The sequence below is a fragment of the Caulobacter sp. Root1472 genome (assembly GCF_001426985.1).
GTDB lineage: Bacteria > Pseudomonadota > Alphaproteobacteria > Caulobacterales > Caulobacteraceae > Caulobacter > Caulobacter rhizosphaerae.
The window spans coordinates 1-16,839 of record NZ_LMFX01000010.1 but is presented as its reverse complement, the minus strand read 5'-3'; the positions used below and the strand labels follow the sequence as shown (position 1 = coordinate 16,839).

General features: G+C 70.4%; 15 protein-coding genes and 1 tRNA gene. 10 read left to right on the top strand and 6 right to left on the bottom strand.

Features of this window, described 5'->3' with window-relative positions; translation table 11 throughout:
• Positions 1-6: 6 nt before the first annotated feature.
• The 8 genes from ptsP (at position 7) to ASD47_RS08170 (ending at position 10,252) form a co-directional block, all read left to right on the top strand.
• The gene (gene ptsP / locus ASD47_RS08205; RefSeq protein WP_156402170.1) at positions 7-2,523 is read left to right on the top strand and encodes a phosphoenolpyruvate--protein phosphotransferase; all 2,517 of its coding nucleotides are present in this window, start codon (positions 7-9) and stop codon (positions 2,521-2,523) included.
• 3 nt (positions 2,524-2,526) lie between these two features.
• Positions 2,527-4,287, top strand: a complete 1,761-nt coding sequence (nagE, locus tag ASD47_RS08200) for an N-acetylglucosamine-specific PTS transporter subunit IIBC (protein ID WP_056754250.1) — start codon at positions 2,527-2,529, stop codon at positions 4,285-4,287.
• Between the two features lie 41 nt (positions 4,288-4,328).
• Positions 4,329-5,924 carry a tryptophan halogenase family protein gene (locus ASD47_RS08195; RefSeq protein ID WP_082564529.1) on the top strand — a complete coding sequence of 532 codons (1,596 nt, stop codon included), beginning with the start codon at positions 4,329-4,331 and terminating at the stop codon, positions 5,922-5,924.
• Entirely contained in the window at positions 5,921-6,637 is a 717-nt protein-coding gene (locus ASD47_RS08190; RefSeq protein ID WP_056754246.1) for a DUF6445 family protein, read from the top strand. Before ASD47_RS08195 ends, ASD47_RS08190 begins: the two co-directional genes overlap by 4 nt.
• A 309-nt stretch (positions 6,638-6,946) precedes the next feature.
• Positions 6,947-7,783, top strand: coding sequence for an alpha/beta fold hydrolase (locus ASD47_RS08185; RefSeq protein ID WP_200945243.1), 837 nt, complete (start codon positions 6,947-6,949; stop codon positions 7,781-7,783).
• 99 nt (positions 7,784-7,882) lie between these two features.
• A complete protein-coding gene (locus tag ASD47_RS08180; protein WP_056754241.1) occupies positions 7,883-8,653 on the top strand; it encodes a prolipoprotein diacylglyceryl transferase in 771 nt (256 codons plus the stop codon).
• Positions 8,559-10,004, top strand: a complete 1,446-nt coding sequence (locus ASD47_RS08175) for a radical SAM protein (RefSeq protein WP_056754237.1) — start codon at positions 8,559-8,561, stop codon at positions 10,002-10,004. Before ASD47_RS08180 ends, ASD47_RS08175 begins: the two co-directional genes overlap by 95 nt.
• Positions 10,001-10,252 carry a hypothetical protein gene (locus tag ASD47_RS08170; protein WP_056754233.1) on the top strand — a complete coding sequence of 84 codons (252 nt, stop codon included), beginning with the start codon at positions 10,001-10,003 and terminating at the stop codon, positions 10,250-10,252. The genes ASD47_RS08175 and ASD47_RS08170 overlap by 4 nt, the downstream gene beginning before the upstream one ends.
• Here ASD47_RS08170 and ASD47_RS08165 read toward each other — a convergent pair.
• On the bottom strand, positions 10,239-11,924 hold the full coding sequence (locus ASD47_RS08165) for an alpha-glucosidase (protein WP_056754230.1): 1,686 nt from the start codon (positions 11,922-11,924) through the stop codon (positions 10,239-10,241). The genes ASD47_RS08170 and ASD47_RS08165 overlap by 14 nt on opposite strands.
• Positions 11,925-12,077: 153 nt before the next feature.
• Here ASD47_RS08165 and ASD47_RS08160 point away from each other — a divergent pair, with 153 nt between their 5' ends.
• Positions 12,078-12,422: a hypothetical protein gene (locus ASD47_RS08160; protein WP_056754227.1), complete on the top strand. Its 345-nt coding sequence runs from the start codon at positions 12,078-12,080 to the stop codon at positions 12,420-12,422.
• Between the two features lie 58 nt (positions 12,423-12,480).
• On the opposite strand, the gene ASD47_RS08155 is transcribed toward ASD47_RS08160, so the two are convergent.
• The 5 genes from ASD47_RS08155 to ASD47_RS08135 form a co-directional block, all read right to left on the bottom strand.
• Positions 12,481-12,570, bottom strand: a tRNA-Ser gene (locus tag ASD47_RS08155).
• Positions 12,571-12,708: 138 nt separating this feature from the next.
• Positions 12,709-13,131: a PaaI family thioesterase gene (locus tag ASD47_RS08150; RefSeq protein ID WP_056754224.1), complete on the bottom strand. Its 423-nt coding sequence runs from the start codon at positions 13,129-13,131 to the stop codon at positions 12,709-12,711.
• 97 nt (positions 13,132-13,228) lie between these two features.
• Positions 13,229-14,071 carry an MBL fold metallo-hydrolase gene (locus ASD47_RS08145; RefSeq protein ID WP_056754219.1) on the bottom strand — a complete coding sequence of 281 codons (843 nt, stop codon included), beginning with the start codon at positions 14,069-14,071 and terminating at the stop codon, positions 13,229-13,231.
• A gap of 101 nt (positions 14,072-14,172) precedes the next feature.
• Positions 14,173-14,910, bottom strand: a complete 738-nt coding sequence (locus tag ASD47_RS08140) for a hypothetical protein (protein ID WP_056754216.1) — start codon at positions 14,908-14,910, stop codon at positions 14,173-14,175.
• Positions 14,911-15,129: 219 nt separating this feature from the next.
• The gene (locus tag ASD47_RS08135; protein ID WP_056754212.1) at positions 15,130-15,771 is read right to left on the bottom strand and encodes a TetR/AcrR family transcriptional regulator; all 642 of its coding nucleotides are present in this window, start codon (positions 15,769-15,771) and stop codon (positions 15,130-15,132) included.
• A gap of 48 nt (positions 15,772-15,819) precedes the next feature.
• On the opposite strand from ASD47_RS08135, the gene ASD47_RS08130 reads away from it, so the two are divergent.
• Positions 15,820-16,665 (top strand): oxidoreductase, encoded by an 846-nt coding sequence (locus ASD47_RS08130; protein ID WP_056754209.1) that lies wholly within the window; start codon positions 15,820-15,822, stop codon positions 16,663-16,665.
• The last annotated feature ends 174 nt before the right edge of the window (positions 16,666-16,839 follow it).

Below are 16,839 nucleotides of genomic sequence, written 5' to 3'. Positions count from 1 at the left end.
GTATCGGTGCCCAATCTCGTACTGTCCTCGCCGCTGAAGGGCTGGATCGCCCCGCTGGACGAGACGCCCGACGCGGTGTTCGCCGAGCGCATGCTGGGCGACGGCCTGGCCATCGATCCCCTGGGCTCGACCCTGCACGCCCCCTGCGACGGGCAGGTGATCGCCGTGCACGCCACGCGCCACGCCGTCACCCTGCGGGCCGACAACGGCGCCGAGATCCTGATGCATGTCGGCCTGGAGACCGTCGGCCTGGGCGGCGAGGGCTTCGAGGTCCACGTCAAGGACGGCGACGCGGTCAAGGCCGGGGACAAGCTGATCAGCTTCGACCTGGACCTGCTGTCCCAGCGCGCCAAGAGCCTGATCACTCCGGTGGTGATCACCAATCCCGACGCCTTCCGGATCGTCCGCCGCGAGCAGGACCACGCCGCCGCGGTCGGCGACTTCCTGATGGAGCTGGCCGCGATCGGCGGGGCCGGCGCGACCCTGGCGGTCGCCGAGGGCGAGGTGTCGCGCGAGGTGGTGGTGCCGCTGCAGCACGGCATCCACGCCCGTCCCGCCGCCCGCATCGCCGAGAGCGCCCGCAAGTTCGCCTCGGACGTCGCCCTGGTCGCCGTCAACCGCCGGGCCAGCGCCAAGAGCCCGGTCGGCGTGATGGCCCTGGCCATCCGCCATGGCGACCGCATCAGCGTGGCGGCCAGCGGGCCGGACGCCGACTTCGCCGTCGCCGCCATCGTCGAGCTGATCGAGAGCGGCATGGGCGAGGGCGCGGCTCCGCCGCCGGCCGCCGCGTCGGCCGCCGTGGTCGAGGCCGTCCGCCCCGCGGCGCCGAGCGAGCCGGGCCTGCTGCGCGGCGTGATGGCCGCCCCGGGCCTGGCTATCGGCCAGGCCGTGCGCTTCGTCTCCAGCGAGATCGCCGTGGTCGAGGCGGGCGCCGGGGCCGAGGTCGAGCGCGCCGCCCTGGAGGCGGCCCTGGTCCAGGTTCGCGCCCGGATCGAACAGGCGGCGGCGAAAGGCGACACCGCCCGCAAGGCTATCCTCGGCGCGCACCTGGCCTTCCTGGAGGACCCCGAACTGACCGCCTCGGCCCACCGGCTGATCGCCGAGGGCAAGAGCGCCGGCTTCGGCTGGCGGCGCGCCGTCGGCGGCTATGTCGAGGCCCTGCGCGGCCTGGGCGACCGGCGGCTGGCCGAGCGCGTCGACGACCTGATCGACCTGGAGCGCCAGGTGCTGCGCGCCCTCAGCGGCGAGGAGGACGAGGCCCGGACCCTGCCGGCCGGCGCGATCCTGCTGGCCGACGAACTGCTGCCCTCGCAGCTGATGGGCGTCGAGGCCGGCCAGGTGGCGGGCTTCTGCACCGCCAAGGGCGGGCCGACCTCGCACGTGGCCATCCTGGCCGCCGCCATGGGCATCCCGGCCATCGTCGCCGCGGGTCCGGGCGTCCTGGACGTCACCGAAGGCGCCAGCCTGATCCTCGACGCCGAGAACGGCACGCTTCGCGTTGGGCCGGACGCCAGCCAGCTGGCCGACGCCCAGACCGCCATCGCGGCCCGCCACGAGCGCAAGGCCGCCGCCAAGGCCGCCGCCCACCAGGAAAGCCGCACGGCCGACGGGACGCGGATCGAGGTGTTCGGCAATGTCGGCTCGCTGAACGACGCCCTGGCCGCCGCCGCCAACGGCGCCGAGGGCTCGGGCCTGCTGCGCACCGAGTTCCTGTTCCTGGAGCGCGAGACCCCGCCCGACGAGGACGAGCAGGCCCGCCAGTACCAGGCCATCGCCTCGGCCCTGGACGGCCGACCGCTGATCATCCGCACCCTGGACGTCGGCGGCGACAAGGCCGCGCCCTACCTGCCGATCCCAGCCGAGGAGAACCCGGCCCTGGGCTTGCGCGGCGTGCGCGTCTCGCTGTGGCGGCCGCACCTGCTGAAGACCCAGCTGCGGGCCATCCTGCGGGTCAAGCCGCTGGGCCAGTGCAGGATCATGGTCCCGATGATCGCCAGCCTGGACGAGCTGCGCGCCGTCCGCGCCGTGCTGGAAGAGGCCAAGCGCGAGCTGGAGATCACCGACCGGGTCGAGCTGGGGGTGATGATCGAGACCCCCGCCGCCGCCGTCACCGCCGACCTGCTGGCCGCCGAGGCCGACTTCCTGTCGATCGGCACCAACGACCTGACCCAGTACGTGCTGGCCATGGACCGGGGCAATCCGGAACTGGCCGCCCGCATCGACGCCCTGCACCCGGCGGTGTTGCGGATGATCGCCCAGACCTGCGCCGGCGCCGCCCGTCACCACCGCTGGGTCGGCGTCTGCGGCGGCCTGGCCTCCGACCTGGTCGCCGTGCCGGTGCTACTGGGCCTGGGCGTCACCGAGCTGTCGGCCACGGCCGCGACCGTGCCGGAGGTCAAGGCCCTGGTCCGCGCCCTGAACCTCGAAGCCTGCCAGGCCCTGGCCCGGCAGACGCTGGACCAGACCTCCCCCGAGGCGGTCCGAGATCTTTGCAAGACCTTCCACGCGAAGGTTGGAGCCTAAGCGATGAAGTCCCCGCTCGAATTCCTGCAGCCCCTGGGCCGCGCCCTGATGCTGCCCATCGCCGTCCTGCCGGTGGCGGGGTTGCTGCTGCGGCTGGGTCAGCCGGACCTGCTGAACATCGCCTTCGTGGCCGCGGCCGGCGACGCGATCTTCTCCAACCTGGGCCTGCTGTTCGCCATCGGCGTGGCCGTGGGCTTCGCCAAGGAGAACAACGGCGCGGCCGGCCTGGCGGGCGTGGTCTGCTTCCTGATCGCCACCGAGGGCGCCAAGGCCCTGCTGCACGTGCCGCCGGACGTCACGGCGGGTCTGATCACGGCCCACGCGGACCTGGCCTCGGCCGCCTACAAGGCCAAGGCCCTGGCCAAGCTCAGCGTACCGATCGGCATCATCTCGGGCCTGATCGGTGGGATCTTCTACAACCGCTTCTCGACCTTCAAGCTGCCCGAGTACCTGGCCTTCTTCAGCGGTCGGCGCTTCGTGCCGATCATCAGCGGCCTGGCCGGCCTGCTGTTCGCGCTGCTGATCGGCCTGGGCTACGACGGCATCAATGGCGCGGTCGACGGGGCCAGCCGGGCCATCGTCGGCTCGGGCGAGACGGGCCTGCTGGTCTACGGCTTCCTGAACCGGATCCTGATCGTCACCGGCCTGCACCACATCCTCAACAACATCGCCTGGTTCGTGATCGGCGACTATCACGGCGCGACCGGGGACCTTCGCCGGTTCTTCGCCGACGACCCCAGCGCCGGTGGCTTCATGAGCGGGTTCTTCCCAGTGATGATGTTCGGCCTGCCCGCCGCCTGCCTGGCCATGTACCACACGGCCCGGCCGGAGAAGAAGAAGGCGGTCGGCGGCATGCTGACCTCGCTGGCCCTGACCTCGTTCCTGACCGGCGTAACCGAGCCGATCGAGTTCTCGTTCATGTTCCTGGCCCCGCTGCTGTACGCGGTGCATGCGGTGCTGACCGGCGTGGCCATGGCGGCGATGAACGCCCTGGACATCAAGCTGGGCTTCACCTTCTCGGCCGGCCTGTTCGACTATGTGCTGAACTTCGGCAAGGCGACCCATCCGCTGTGGCTGCTGCCGCTGGGGGCGCTGTACGCCGGGATCTATTACGGCCTGTTCCGCTTCTTCATCGTCAAGTTCGACCTGAAGACCCCGGGCCGCGAGGCCGATGACGTGGTGACCGCCGAGGCGGCGACCACGGGCGGCGGACGCGGGGCGGACTTCGTCCTGGCCCTGGGCGGCGCGGCCAACCTGGTGTCGGTCGACGCCTGCACCACCCGCCTGCGCCTGATCGTCGCCGACCAGGGCGCGGTCAACGAACCGGCCCTCAAGGCCCTTGGTGCGCGGGGGATCGTCAAGCCGTCGGACAAGGCCCTGCAGGTGGTGCTGGGTCCGATCGCCGACGGCGTGGCCGGCGAGATCCGCGCGGCCATGGCCGGGGGAGCCGGCGCCGCGCCGGTCCCGGCCAAGCCGGCCGTCGCCAAGGTCGTGGCGCCCGCCGCCCTGCCGACCGCCGCCGACGACGCCAAGGCCGAGGCCCTGGTCGGCGCCCTGGGCGGCCTGGCCAATGTCGAGGCGGTCGGGGCCTGTTCCAGCCGGCTGCGGCTGGTGGTGCGCGACAACGCCGCCGTCGACGAGGCGGCCCTGGCGGCCCTGAACTCGCGCGGCGTGGTCCGGGTGGGCGAGCGGTCCGTGCACGTGGTGCTGGGTCCGGACGCCGAGCGCATCGGTGAGGCCGTGCGCTGCCTGCTGCCGGCCTGACAAGGGCCGCGCCAGGAACGGGAAGAGGTGAGGGAGCCAGGGTGACGGAAAGGCCGATCAACGACATCCTGATCGTCGGCGGCGGCACGGCCGGCTGGATGACCGCCGCCTACCTGGCCCGGCGCCTGGGCTCGACCCGGCCGGACGGGGTGCGCATCACCCTGATCGAGTCCAGCGAGATCGGCATCATCGGGGTGGGCGAGGGCACGTTCCCGACCATCCAGAACACGATGCGGACGCTCGGCGTCGACGAGGCGCGGTTCCTGCGCGAGGCGGGAGCCGCCTTCAAGCAGGGCATCAAGTTCATCGACTGGAAGACCGCGCCCAAGGACGGGGTCCACAGCCATTACTACCACCCGTTCGCCCAGCCCCGGCTGCTGAACGGCGGCCTGGACCTGGCGCCCTACTGGCTGATGGGCGAGGCGGGGGACATCCCGTTCTCCGACGCCGTCACCCTGCAGGACAAGGTCTGCGAGGCCATGCGCGGCCCCAAGCGGCGGGACGATCCGCAGTATGGCGGGCCGATGGCCTACGCCTACCATTTCGACGCGGGCAAGCTGGCGACTCTGCTGCGCGACGTCGGCAAGGCCACCGGGGTCCGGCACCTGCTGGGCAATGTGCTGGTGGTCAACAAGGCGGACGACGGCGCGATCGCCTCGGTGACGACGCGCGAGCACGGCGACCTGGTCGCCGACCTCTATGTCGACTGCACCGGCTTTGCCGGCGCCCTGATCGGCGAGGCCATGGGCTCGGCCTGGATCGACAAGAGCGACACCCTGTTCGTCGACCGGGCCCTGGCCCTGCAGGTCCCCTACGACCGTCCCGATGCGCCGGTAGCGACGACCACGATCTCCACCGCCCACGAGGCCGGCTGGACCTGGGACATCGGCCTGCCCGACCGGCGCGGCACGGGCTATGTCTATTCCAGCCGCCACACCACCGACGATCGCGCTGAGCAGATTCTGCGCGGCTATGTCGGCCAGGCCGGCGACGGCCTGACGCCCCGCCTGCTGAAGCTGAAGGTCGGCCATCGCCAGGCGCACTGGATCAGGAACTGCGTCGCCGTCGGCCTGTCCGGCGGTTTCCTGGAGCCGCTGGAGTCCACCGGCATCGTGCTGATCGAGGCCGCCGCCTACATGCTGGCCCGCAACCTGCCGCGCCGGGGCGGGATGGAGGCCGCCGCCCGCCAGTTCAACGCGGCCATGACCGACCGCTACCTGCGGGCCATCGACTTCATCAAGCTGCACTATTGCCTGAGCCAGCGGACCGACAACCGCTTCTGGACCGACAACGCCGACCCGGCCTCGATCCCCGAGACGCTGCGGGACCACCTGGCGATGTGGAAGTATCGACCGCCCAACGTGTTCGACTTCCCGAACCTGCACGAGAGCTTCAAGTACTTCAATTATCAGTACATTCTGTACGGCATGGGCTTCGAGACCCGGGTAGACCCGGCCGCCCACGTCCATGGCGACCTGGCCCGGGCCGATTTCGCGCGGGTGCGGGAGGCGGGCCTGCGCGCCGCTGCCGGCCTGCCCGACCATCGCGCCCTGCTGACCGAGATCCATGCCCACGGCTTCTCGACGGCGGCGCCCGGCCTGGCCACAGCCGAGGCCGGCGAGGCGCCCCGGCGGTGAGGGGGCCCGCCTTCGCGCCGGGTCCCGATCCCCGCGTCGAGGTGCTGCGGGTCGGCCGCGAGGGCCATCCGGTGCTGGTCGTCGACGGCCTGCTGACGGGCGCCGAAGGCCTGGTCGCGTTCGCGGCCGAGACGGCCAGGCTGGCGCCGGTCAGGGCCGCCGCCAACTTCTATCCCGGCGTCCGGGCCCCGGCGCCACAGGGCTATGTCCAGGCGCTGGTCACCGCCCTGCGGCCGCATCTGGCGACGACGTTCGGCGCGCCGCCCGACGGCCGCGCCCACGTCACCTGCGCCCTGTCGATGGCCACCCTGCCGGCCGACCAGGCGACACCGGCCCAGCGCCTGCCCCACATCGACACCACGGCGCCGGCCCAACTGGCGATCCTGCACTACCTCTGCGGCCCGCCGCACGGCGGCACGGCCTTCTACCGCCATCGCGCCACGGGCTTCGAGGCGATCGATCCGGCGCGCGGCCCGGCCTATCTGGCGGCGGCGCGTCGCGAGATGGCCGACGGCGCCGGCGGCCAGGACGGCTACATCACGGCCTCCGACCCGCTCTACGAACAGACGGCCGCGGTCGCGCCGGCCTTCAACCGGATCGTGGTCTATGCCAGCAACCTGCTGCACGCCGGCGTGCTGGCCGACCGCCCGGCCAGCGCCGATCCGCGCGCCGGGCGGCTGACGGCCAACACCTTCTTCCGCCCGGAAGGTTGAGGCGGCCCGGCGAGCCGCTGGGCGCCAACGCTGTCAGGTGCGCAGAACCTTCAAGTCACGGCAGGCATGTCCAAGCGCCCGGCCGGCGAACGGCCTAGCCTCCGGCCCGAATCCGGCGGTCCCTCCGCCGGACCGGCAGAGAGGCGGGGCATGACCACATCTTCCAGCGACCAGGACGGCGCCTCGCGGCGCGGCGTCGTCGCCAGCGGCCTGGGCCTGGCCCTCGTGGCCGCCCTTCCGTCCCTTGCGCCGACCCCATCGTCCGCGGCGACGCCCAAGGCTTCGCCCAAATCCCCAGGAGACACCAAAATGAGCAGCGGCTTCATCACCACCAAGGACGGTACACAGATCTTCTACAAGGACTGGGGTCCCAAGACCGCCCAGCCGATCGTGTTCCACCACGGCTGGCCGCTCAGCGCCGACGACTGGGACAACCAGATGATGTTCTTCCTGGGCGAGGGCTTCCGGGTCATCGCCCATGACCGCCGCGGCCATGGCCGGTCCAGCCAGACCGACACCGGCAACGAGATGGACACCTACGCCGCCGACGTCATCGCCCTGGCCGACCACCTGGACCTGAAGAACGCCGTCCATGTCGGCCACTCCACCGGCGGCGGCGAGGCCATCCACTACGCGGCCCGCGCCAAGCCGGGCCGGGTGGCCAAGGTGGTGCTGATCGGCGCCGTGCCGCCGATCATGGTCAAGTCCGACAAGAACCCCGGCGGTCTGCCGATCGAGGTGTTCGACGGCTTCCGCACAGCCCAGAACGCCAACCGCGCCCAGTTCTTCCACGACATCGCCGCCGGCCCGTTCTACGGCTACAACCGCCCGGGCGCGAAGGTCTCGCCGGCCACGGTCGAGAACTGGTGGCGCCAGGGCATGATGGGCGGCGCCAAGGCCCACTACGATTGCATCAAGGCCTTCTCGGAAACCGACTTCACCGACGACCTCAAGTCGGTCGACGTGCCGGTTCTGCTGATGCACGGCGAGGACGACCAGATCGTGCCGATCGCCGACAGCGCCCTGCTGGGGATCAAGCTGGTCAAGCACGGCACGCTGAAGACCTATCCGGGCCTGCCGCACGGCATGTGCACCACCCATCCGGAGATCATCAATCCGGACCTGCTGGCCTTCATCAAGGCGTAGGCTTTCCGGAACGCATGAAGGGCGTCCGCCAGCCGGCGGGCGCCCTTTTTCGCTTCTGGCGGCTTGCGAAGCGGCGCGCGATGAGGGCTGCTTGCGGCCATGATCCCCGTCGCGACCGCCCCCTGGGCGCACCTGCCCTTCGACCTGCTGGCCTGGGGCCTGGGGACCGCCTCGACGGCCGCCGTCTACCGTTGGCGGCTGAAGGACCAGGTCCGGCCGGTCGCGGCCCGGGTCGACGGCGGCTATTTCCTGTTCCTGGCCCTCGGGGCCATCCCCGGCGCCTGGCTGGCCGGCTCGTTCAACTCCCTGCGCGAGCATGCGCCCGCCCTGTCGCACAGCGTGGCCGGCGCCCTGGTCGGCGCCATCGTCGGTGTCGAGGTCTACAAGGCGCTGCGGGGCGTCAAGGGTTCGACCGGCGGGATCTTCGTCGGCTCCTTCAGCCTCGGCGTGGCGGTCGGGCGGCTGGGCTGCTTCTTCGCGGGCCTGCCGGACGACACCTATGGCGCGCCGACCCGGCTGCCCTGGGCGGTGGACCTGGGCGACGGGGTAGGCCGCCATCCGGTGCAGCTCTATGAGTCGGCCAGCATGGCCCTGTTCCTGGCCGTCTACCTCATGGGCCTGGCGCGCCGGCGCGACTGGGCGATGCGGCGCGGCTTCTACGTCATGTGCGGCTGGTATGGCCTGCAGCGGTTCTGCTGGGAGTTCCTAAAGCCCTATCCCCGGTTGATCGGGCCGTTTAACCTCTTCCATCTGCTTTGCCTGGGGCTGGTGATCTATGGATGGGTCTATTACCGCGCCGATCGACGGCGAGAGCGTCGCGCGCAAGACCGCCCCCTACCTGTTCCTGGGCCAGACCACCAGCCTGTGTGAGACCTGCCTGGCTCTGGTCCCGGCCAAGATCATCGCCGAGGGCGAGCGGGTCTACTACCAGAAGCGCTGTCGCGAACATGGCGTCCAGAAGACCCTGATCGCCGACGACCTGGGCTACTGGAAGGCCCAGAAAGACTGGCTCAAGCCGGGCGACCGGCCCCTGGCCGTCCAGACCCGCACCGACCATGGCTGCCCTTACGACTGCGGTCTGTGCCCGGACCACGAGCAGCATTCCTGCCTGGCGATCCTGGAGATCAACGAGGCCTGCAACCTGACCTGCCCGGTCTGTTTCGCCGGCTCGTCCACCGGCCTGGACGCCCATCGCCCCCTGGCCGAGGTGGAGGCGATGCTGGACGTCATCGTCGCCTCCGAGGGCGAGCCCGATCTGGTGCAGCTGTCCGGCGGCGAGCCCACCCTGCATCCGCAGTTCTTCGAGATCCTGACCGCCGCCCGGGCCCGGCCCATCCGCCACCTGATGATCAACACCAACGGCCTGCGCATCGCCCGCGAGCCCGGCTTCGCCGAGCGCCTGGCGACCTACATGCCCCGGTTCGAGGTCTATCTGCAGTTCGACAGCCTGCGCCGCGACGCCCTGATGCAGCTGCGCGGCGCCGATCTGGTCAAGGTCCGCGCCCAGGCGCTGGAGGCGCTGGAGCGCAACAACATTCCGACCACCCTGGTGGTGACCCTGAAGAAGGGCGTCAACGACGACGAGATCGCCGACATCGTCCGCCACGCCCTGACCTGGCGTTGCGTACGCGGCGTGACCTTCCAGCCGATCCAGGACGCCGGCCGCAACGACGGCTTCGACGCCCGCGACCATCGCATCGTCCTGACCGAGGTCCGCCGCCGGATCGCCGAGGCGGGGGTCTTCGCCCTGGAGGACCTGATCCCCCTGCCATGCAATCCCGACCAGATCTGCATCGGCTACGGCCTGCGCAATGGCCAGGAGGTGGCGCCGGTGACCGCGCTGCTGCCGCGCGAGCTGTTCGTCGCCGCCGCCCCCAGCACGGTGACGTTCGAGGCCTATCCGGAGCTGCAACGGAAGGTCTTCGACCTGCTGTCGCTGTCCACGGCCCAGGCGGACACCTCCGACAAGCTGGCCGCCCTGCTGTGCTGCCTGCCCGAGGCCGCCGTGCCCCAGAGCCTGGCCTACGAACACACCTTCCGCGTGGTGATCTCGCAGTTCCTGGACCGCTACAATTTCGACCTGGGCACGGTGAAGCGCTCGTGCGTGCACTTTGTCGAGCCGGACGGTCGGATCATCCCGTTCGACACCTACAACACCTTCTACCGCCCCGGCGCCGCGGGCGCCGAGGCGCTCGCGCGCGGTCAGGGGAGGACGACATGAGTTCGGACCAGGACGGGCGCGATCCCGTCGCCAGGCTGTTCGGGGCGCTGCTGATGGCGGTGGGCGGGCTGATGATGACCCTGTGCGGCCTGTGCTCGCTGGTCGGCGTCATCTACGCCGTGGGGAGCGGCGGGAGCGACATGGGCTTCTCGCTGCTGTTCGTGCTGAGCTTCGGCGGCGTGCCGATCATCGTGGGCTTGGGAATCTTCTGGCTCGGACGGTCGCTTCGGTCGCCTAAGCGTCGCTGACGATCAGGATCGCGAAGTCCCACCCCCTCAGAGTGACGATCCCGTCCGCGACCTCGGCCGCGCCGAACGCCGCCCCCTCGACCGTCAGACCCTCCGGCAGCGCATAGCGCACCGTCTCGCGGCCGAAGTTCAGCAGCACCAGGATCCGCTGGCCCCGGCGATAGGCGAAGACCTGCGGATGGTCGGGGTCGATGTCGCGGTAGTCGCCCTCGCGCAGGTCGGCGGACCCGCGCCGGAAGGCGATCAGGGCGCGGGTGTGGGCCAGCACCGAGTCCGGCCGCGCAACCTGGTCCGCCGCGTTGATCGTCGCGGCGTTGGGGTTGACCGCCAGCCAGGGCTGGCCCGTCGTGAAGCCGCCGTTCGGGCCGTCCCTCCATTGCATCGGCGTGCGGCTGTTGTCGCGGCCCATGGCCCGGGCGTTGGCCAGGTACTCGGCCTCCGACACCCGGTGGCGCACGTCGCGCCAACGGCCGGCCACCTCCAGGTCGTCGAAGTCGTCCAGGGTCTGGAACGGATAGTTGGTCATGCCCAGTTCCTCGCCCTGGTAGAGGAACGGCGTGCCGCGCTGGGTCAGGATCAGGGTGTTGAGGACCTTGGCCGAGCGCGCGACCCAGACCGGGTCGTCGTCGCCGAAGTGCGAGACCGCGCGCGGGTTGTCGTGGTTGGACAGGAACACCGTGTTCCAGCCGAACGGCCCGGCCGCCTGGTCCAGCTCGGTGTAGAGCGCCTTCAGCCGGGGCAGGGTCCAGGACGTCTTGCGCCAGCCGTCGATGTCCATCCGCACGATGTCGAAATTGAAAACCAGGTCCAGCTCGCGGCGGCGGCTGTCGACTAGGTCGCGGGCGTCGTCCGGGCGCAGGCCGAAGGCCTCGCCGACCGTCATGGTGTCGTAGTGGTCCAGCACCTGGCGGCGCATGTCGCGCAGGTAGTCGTGCAGCCTCGGGCCGGCGGCGTAGACGAACTGCGGCGCGCGCAGCTCTTCCGGGGTCAGGTCCGGCAGGCCGGGCGGCTTGGAGATGAACGGGATCACGTCCATCCGGAAGCCCGCCACGCCCTTGTCCAGCCAGAACCGCATCAGGTCGTGGACCTCTTCCCGGACCTTGGGGTTCTCCCAGTTCAGGTCGGGCTGCTTGGCGGCGAAATAGTGCAGGTAGTATTGCCCGGTCGCCTCGTCGAGGGTCCAGGCCGGGCCGCCGAAGAAGGCGGGATAGTTGTTGGGCGGTCCCCCATCCTTGCCGTCGCGCCAGATGTAGTAGTCACGATAGGGGCTGCCTGGGCCCTTGCGGCTCTCGACGAACCAGGCGTGCTCGTCGCTGGTGTGGTTGACCACCAGGTCGATGATCAGCCGGATGCCGCGCGCCTTCATCCCGTCCAGCATGGCGTCGAAATCGGCCATGGTCCCGAACTGGGCCATCACCTCGCGGTAGTCGCGGATGTCGTAGCCGTTGTCGGCGTTGGGGCTGTCGAAGTGCGGGCTCAGCCACACCACGTCGACGCCCAGGGCCTGCAGATAGTCCAGCCGCGCCGTGATCCCCGGCAGGTCGCCCACGCCATCGCCGTTCGTGTCCAGGAAGGAGCGCGGATAGACCTGGTAGACGACGGCGTCCTTCCACCAGGGGCGGCCGGTGGCCGGCTCGGCGGGCGGCTCGACGGACGGTGGATCGGCGCTCACGACAGGACTCCGCTCAAGCGACTCGAACCGAGGCTAGCCGGCCGACGCGCGGCTGGCGACCGCCGACGTCTTGCGCCGTCGATCATGGGCGCTAAGGTGGTGCTGCTACTCAGAAAATAGTTCAGGTTGTCTTCGACCTGGAGGGAGGTCTCGATGTCGTTCAAGACCGAGCTGGCGATGGCGCGCGAGGACGCCAAGCTGGTGCAGGCGCGCCGTGACCAGGAGCAGGCCCGGCAAGCCGAGGCGGCCCACGTGATGGCCACCGATCCCGACCGCTACTGGGCGCGCTACTACCTGACCGACGATCTGGTCATGCAGGCGATCCGAGGCGCCGGCAGTTTCAGCATCAGCTTGCCGGCCACCGCCTTCGGCTCGCAGACGGCCGCCCGCCTGGACGAATTCCGCGACGCCGGCGCCGAGGTCGAGGTGCTGGAGGCCAAGGTTCCCGCCGTCGACAGCGGGGACACGATCGTCGTCAAGCGCGTCACGATCCGCTGAGGCCACGACGGCCGCCCGCGCGCGCCTGGCGAGGCGGAGGTCTGGTTTTAGGGGTTAGTGGCGGAGAGGGTGGGATTCGAACCCACGGTGCCCTTCCAGGCACGCCGCATTTCGAGTGCGGTACATTCGACCACTCTGCCACCTCTCCAGGGGGTCTTCGGGGCCTGCCCGGGGGCTGGCCTTGAGTGAGGGCGGGATACCTAGCGGCGTCGCCCGAAGAGCGCAAGAGCCTGTGACAAGCTTTTGTGTCGCGGGGCGCGGTTTCCCGCCTGGGGCCCGGGCGGACCTAGGCCTTGGGGTAGAGAACCATCTGGGTGCAGCGGAAAAGCGCGATGGTCTTGCCGGTCGCCTCGGCGGTGACGGTTGCGTCCCAGACCTGGGTGTTGCGGCCGCCGTGGACCAGGGTCGCTTCGCAGGCCACGCCGCCGCCCTCGCGCACCGTGCCCAGGAAGTTGGACTTCAGTTCGATGGTGGTGAAGCCGCTGGCGCCGTCGGGCAGGGACACCACGCAGCCGTAGCCGCAGGCGCTGTCGGCCAGGGCGATGACGCTGGCGGCGTGCAGGAAGCCGTTGGGCGCCATGTGATGCTTGGCCACGGTCATGCGGCCGGTCACGCGGCCGGGGACCGCCTGCGTCCATTCCAGGCCCAGCAGGCCCGGGAGGTTGTCGGCCTGGGCCGCGGTCAGTTCGGCGCTCTTGTCTTCGGCCACGGCGCGGCTCCCGCTCTAGCGATCAAGCTGTTCACGCGACAAATTGTTCGCGCGCGAAGCATCTAGCCGCCAGAGCCGTTGCGAAGCAAGTGGGTTTTTAAAGGGAACTGATGTCGACGGGGGGGAAGCGCTTGCCGTCCTCGTCCTGCGGCGGCAGGCGGAAGGCGCGGATTCCGACCTGCAGGGCCGGGGCGGCCAGCGGGCCGGGCGTGGCCAGGACGGCGGCGCGGCGGGCGACGAACGCCTCGGCGGGGACGGCGTCGCCGGCGTCGATGTTGCGGGCCTTCTGGTCCGCGACGGTGGTGTCCCAGGCGTCGGCGGCCGCGCCGGTCTGGCCGACCAGCAGGCGGGTCTCGGGCGGCAGGCCCAGCAGGCGGCGGGCGGCGGCGTGCTGGCCGGCGGCGTCGGCGCCGGGGGCGGCGCTGTCGTCCAGCCCCTGGTCCGGCGGCAGCAGGGCCGAGCCGGCGAAGACGACGTCGCCGACCTGGTAGGCCGTGGCCCCGGGCAGACGGCCGGGCAGGGCGATGGCGGTGATCTCGACGCCGCCCATCGGCAGGGCCTCGCCGTCCTGGGCCAGCTTGTCGAAGTCCCAGCCGTCCAGGTCGACGCCGTCGCTTCCCAGCACCGGGACCAGGCGCTTGAGGCTGTCCAGCACCGGGGCGCCGATGCAGATCGAGGCGCCGGTCTCATATTTCAGGTGGCCCGCCGCCGACAGGTGGTCGGTGTGCAGGCCGGTCTCCAGGATCCAGGTCGGGCCCAGGTCCCTGGCGCGGACGTCGGCGATGATGGCGTCGACGAAGCGGGTGTCGACGGCCTGGGTCATCGGGTCATAGTCCAGGACCGGGTCGACGAACGCGCAGAGCAAGGTGGCCGGATCGGCGATCAGATAGGTCACCCGCCCGGTGGCGGGGTGATGGAAAGCGGTGATTTCCGGCTGCATAGATCGGTCCGATGACGCCCTGAGGCGCGCACCTTGACCGCAAGCTCTTAAGTATCGGCGAACAAGACTATGTCTTCGCGACGATCGGTCTCGGTCTCGGCCTAGGGGCGGGCGGTCGCGGCCGCGCAGCTCTTGTCGCCGCGCATCTGGGTCACCCAGACCGGCTCGACATAGCGGTCGCCGTCGCGGAAGCCGGGGGCGCAGCCTTCCGGGGTGTCGGACTTGGAGCGTCCGCCGCCGCCGCGCATGTCCAGCGACAGGGCCAGGGACTGGGACGTTCCGCCGCGCCGTCCCCAGCCGTACCCGTCGCCATAGCCGCCGTAGCCGCCATAGCCTTCGTAACCGCCATAGCCGCCGTAGCCATAGCCGCCATGCTTGCCGAAGTCGGTCTGGCTGACGGCGACGCCCAGGGTGCCGGTCTCGCCGATCGGGATCAGGCTGGAGACATAGCCGCTGCGATAGCCGCCGGTGCCGACGCTGACGCCCATCTCGCCATGGACCTGGCGCTTGCCGTCCTTGTCCAGCGGATAGCCGTTCACGTCGAGCTCGGCGCGCGGCGCATAATGAAGCGGATCGCCCTGGACCGGCGGCGCGTCGGCCATCCAGGCCGACAGCGGGTCGACGGCGGCCGGCTTGGCCCGTTCGGCCGCGTCGCGGGCCTGGGCGTCGGCCTTGGCCTTCTCCAGTTCGGCCTCGGTCGGCGGCCGGGTGGCGCGGGCGGCGGCGGTGGTCACCACCTCGTCGTCGGCCGAGCGGGCGAACGCGGCGGCGGGCAAGGCCAGCGGCCCCATCAGAGGCAGGGCGATCAGCGCGGCGAGGGCGATGCGGGACGCGAACATGGACGAAACCTCCGACCCCGCCACACTGGGCTCGATCTGTAACCGAATTAGGGCCTGAATGTATCGGCCAGGCAAGGCCTAGCTGGGCGCGCGAGCAGGGGCGGCTCGTAGCGACCGCACTTTGACGTCGCTGCGGTCTGGCGGTGGACGCGTTCAATGTCAGCTATGGTTTCCGGTCCTTGCTTTCGCCGGTGAACGACGACCGCTCTACGTCCAATGTTAGCCGTCAGCGAGCTCGCTGAGCATGGCTTCGAGTTGGTCGCGGGCTTGTTCATCGACGAAGCCGAGCAACAGCGCTGCAGCCGCCGCCTTGGCCCGCGCGCCCAGGTCCTGATCGACGATCTCGCCCGCTGTCCAGAAGGATAGTGCGCCGCGGAAGGTGAGCGCGAGCTGATCGGGCAGAGTCATCCGCGCGAGGACCGTCATCCTCGGCGCCAGCCCTTCGCCGTGACCCAGCGCCTCGGCCCACAGCGCTCGCGAAAGGGCCCACACGCCGCCAGATTCGCCGCTCGGGGCGCCCAGCGCGGCCATCACCGCTCGGTTGACCGCCGGGCTGTCCAGCATCACCGCTGCAGCGATGCCGACCGTCGCGAGAACTCGCGCCGCGGCATCGCCAGGCGGCGTGTTGCTGGCGAACCGCGCATGCATCGTCTCGATCCGCTGCGCAGATAGGGCATGCAGGATTGCGCCCTTGGCGCCGAAGAGATTGAACGGGGTCGCGAAGCTGACGCCCGCCTCCACGGCCAACTCGCGCATGGAGAACTCGGGCCGCCCCCTGCCGAGCAGACGTTCGGCGGCCTGGAGCACGCGCTCACGGGTGGTCGGGCCAGGAGATGGCGGATCGATCTTGGCGGAGGGCATCGAGGGATTATATCATGATATAATTTACAGGCCTTCCTAGGAGCTATCATGACCCGCGAATCGCTGAAAACCTTTCTCATCACAGGCGTGAGTTCCGGGCTCGGTCGTGCGTTCGCCGCCGGGGCGCTCGCGGCCGGCCACCGCGTGATCGGGACCGTACGCCGGGTCGAGGATGTGGAACGTTTCGCCGTTGTCGCGCCCGGACGCGCGCACCCGCTGCTGCTCGACGTGACCGATTACCTCGCCATCCCGGAAGCCGTCGCCCGAGCCGAGGCGGCAGCTGGCCCTGTGGACGTCCTGGTCAATAATGCCGGCTACGGTCACGAGGGCGTGCTCGAAGAGTCGTCGACAGACGACCTTCAGCGCCAGTTCGCGGCCAACGTCTTCGGCCCCGTGGCGATGATCAAGGCGGTGTTGCCTGGCATGCGCGCTCGTCGCCGCGGCCACATCGTCAACGTGACCTCGATGGGCGGCTTCATCACCATGCCCGGGATCAGCTTCTACTGCGGCAGCAAGTTCGCGCTCGAAGGCATCTCAGAGGCGCTCGGCAAGGAGGTAGCGGGGTTCGGCGTTCGCGTCACCGCGCTCGCGCCCGGCCAATTCCGCACTGACTGGGCCGGCCGCTCAATGGACCGAACGCCCCGCAGCATCGACGATTACGATGGGGTCATGGACCCTATCCGCGGCGCTCGCCAGGCGAAGAGCGGCAAGCAGCCAGGCGACCCCGCCAAGGCCGCCCTGGCGCTGCTCGCGCTCGTCGAGGCGGAAAATCCACCCGTGCGCCTGTTCCTGGGCGAGGATGCCCTCGGGCTGGTCGAGCAGAAGCTGCACGCGATGCGAACGGAGATGTCGGCGTGGGAGGCGCTCTCCCGTTCAACCAGCTTCCGGGCGTGAGGGCGCCGGCGAGGCAGACAGTCTGTTACCGGCCTACTCCGGCCATTGATCTTCGCCTTGTCCAACGTCTCAGATGGGTCGAGGCTGTGTGAAAACACCGCCAAATCGGCTAGAATCCTGATGCTGGAGTAGCAGTCGGGAGGTGGAGTTGAGCCGCTTCGTTGAGGGTTGTGA

What these genes read in the sequence shown, in the direction of transcription:
- nagE (WP_056754250.1), top strand. Translation starts at nt 2,527, where the DNA reads ATGAAGTCCCCGCTCGAATTCCTGCAGCCCCTGGGCCGCGCCCTGATG.
- ASD47_RS08185 (WP_200945243.1), top strand. Translation starts at nt 6,947, where the DNA reads ATGAGCAGCGGCTTCATCACCACCAAGGACGGTACACAGATCTTCTAC.
- ASD47_RS08180 (WP_056754241.1), top strand. Translation starts at nt 7,883, where the DNA reads ATGATCCCCGTCGCGACCGCCCCCTGGGCGCACCTGCCCTTCGACCTG.
- ASD47_RS08175 (WP_056754237.1), top strand. Translation starts at nt 8,559, where the DNA reads ATGGATGGGTCTATTACCGCGCCGATCGACGGCGAGAGCGTCGCGCGC.
- ASD47_RS08170 (WP_056754233.1), top strand. Translation starts at nt 10,001, where the DNA reads ATGAGTTCGGACCAGGACGGGCGCGATCCCGTCGCCAGGCTGTTCGGG.
- ASD47_RS08160 (WP_056754227.1), top strand. Translation starts at nt 12,078, where the DNA reads ATGTCGTTCAAGACCGAGCTGGCGATGGCGCGCGAGGACGCCAAGCTG.
- ASD47_RS08145 (WP_056754219.1), bottom strand. Translation starts at nt 14,071, where the DNA reads ATGCAGCCGGAAATCACCGCTTTCCATCACCCCGCCACCGGGCGGGTG.
- ASD47_RS08140 (WP_056754216.1), bottom strand. Translation starts at nt 14,910, where the DNA reads ATGTTCGCGTCCCGCATCGCCCTCGCCGCGCTGATCGCCCTGCCTCTG.
- ASD47_RS08135 (WP_056754212.1), bottom strand. Translation starts at nt 15,771, where the DNA reads ATGCCCTCCGCCAAGATCGATCCGCCATCTCCTGGCCCGACCACCCGT.
- ASD47_RS08130 (WP_056754209.1), top strand. Translation starts at nt 15,820, where the DNA reads ATGACCCGCGAATCGCTGAAAACCTTTCTCATCACAGGCGTGAGTTCC.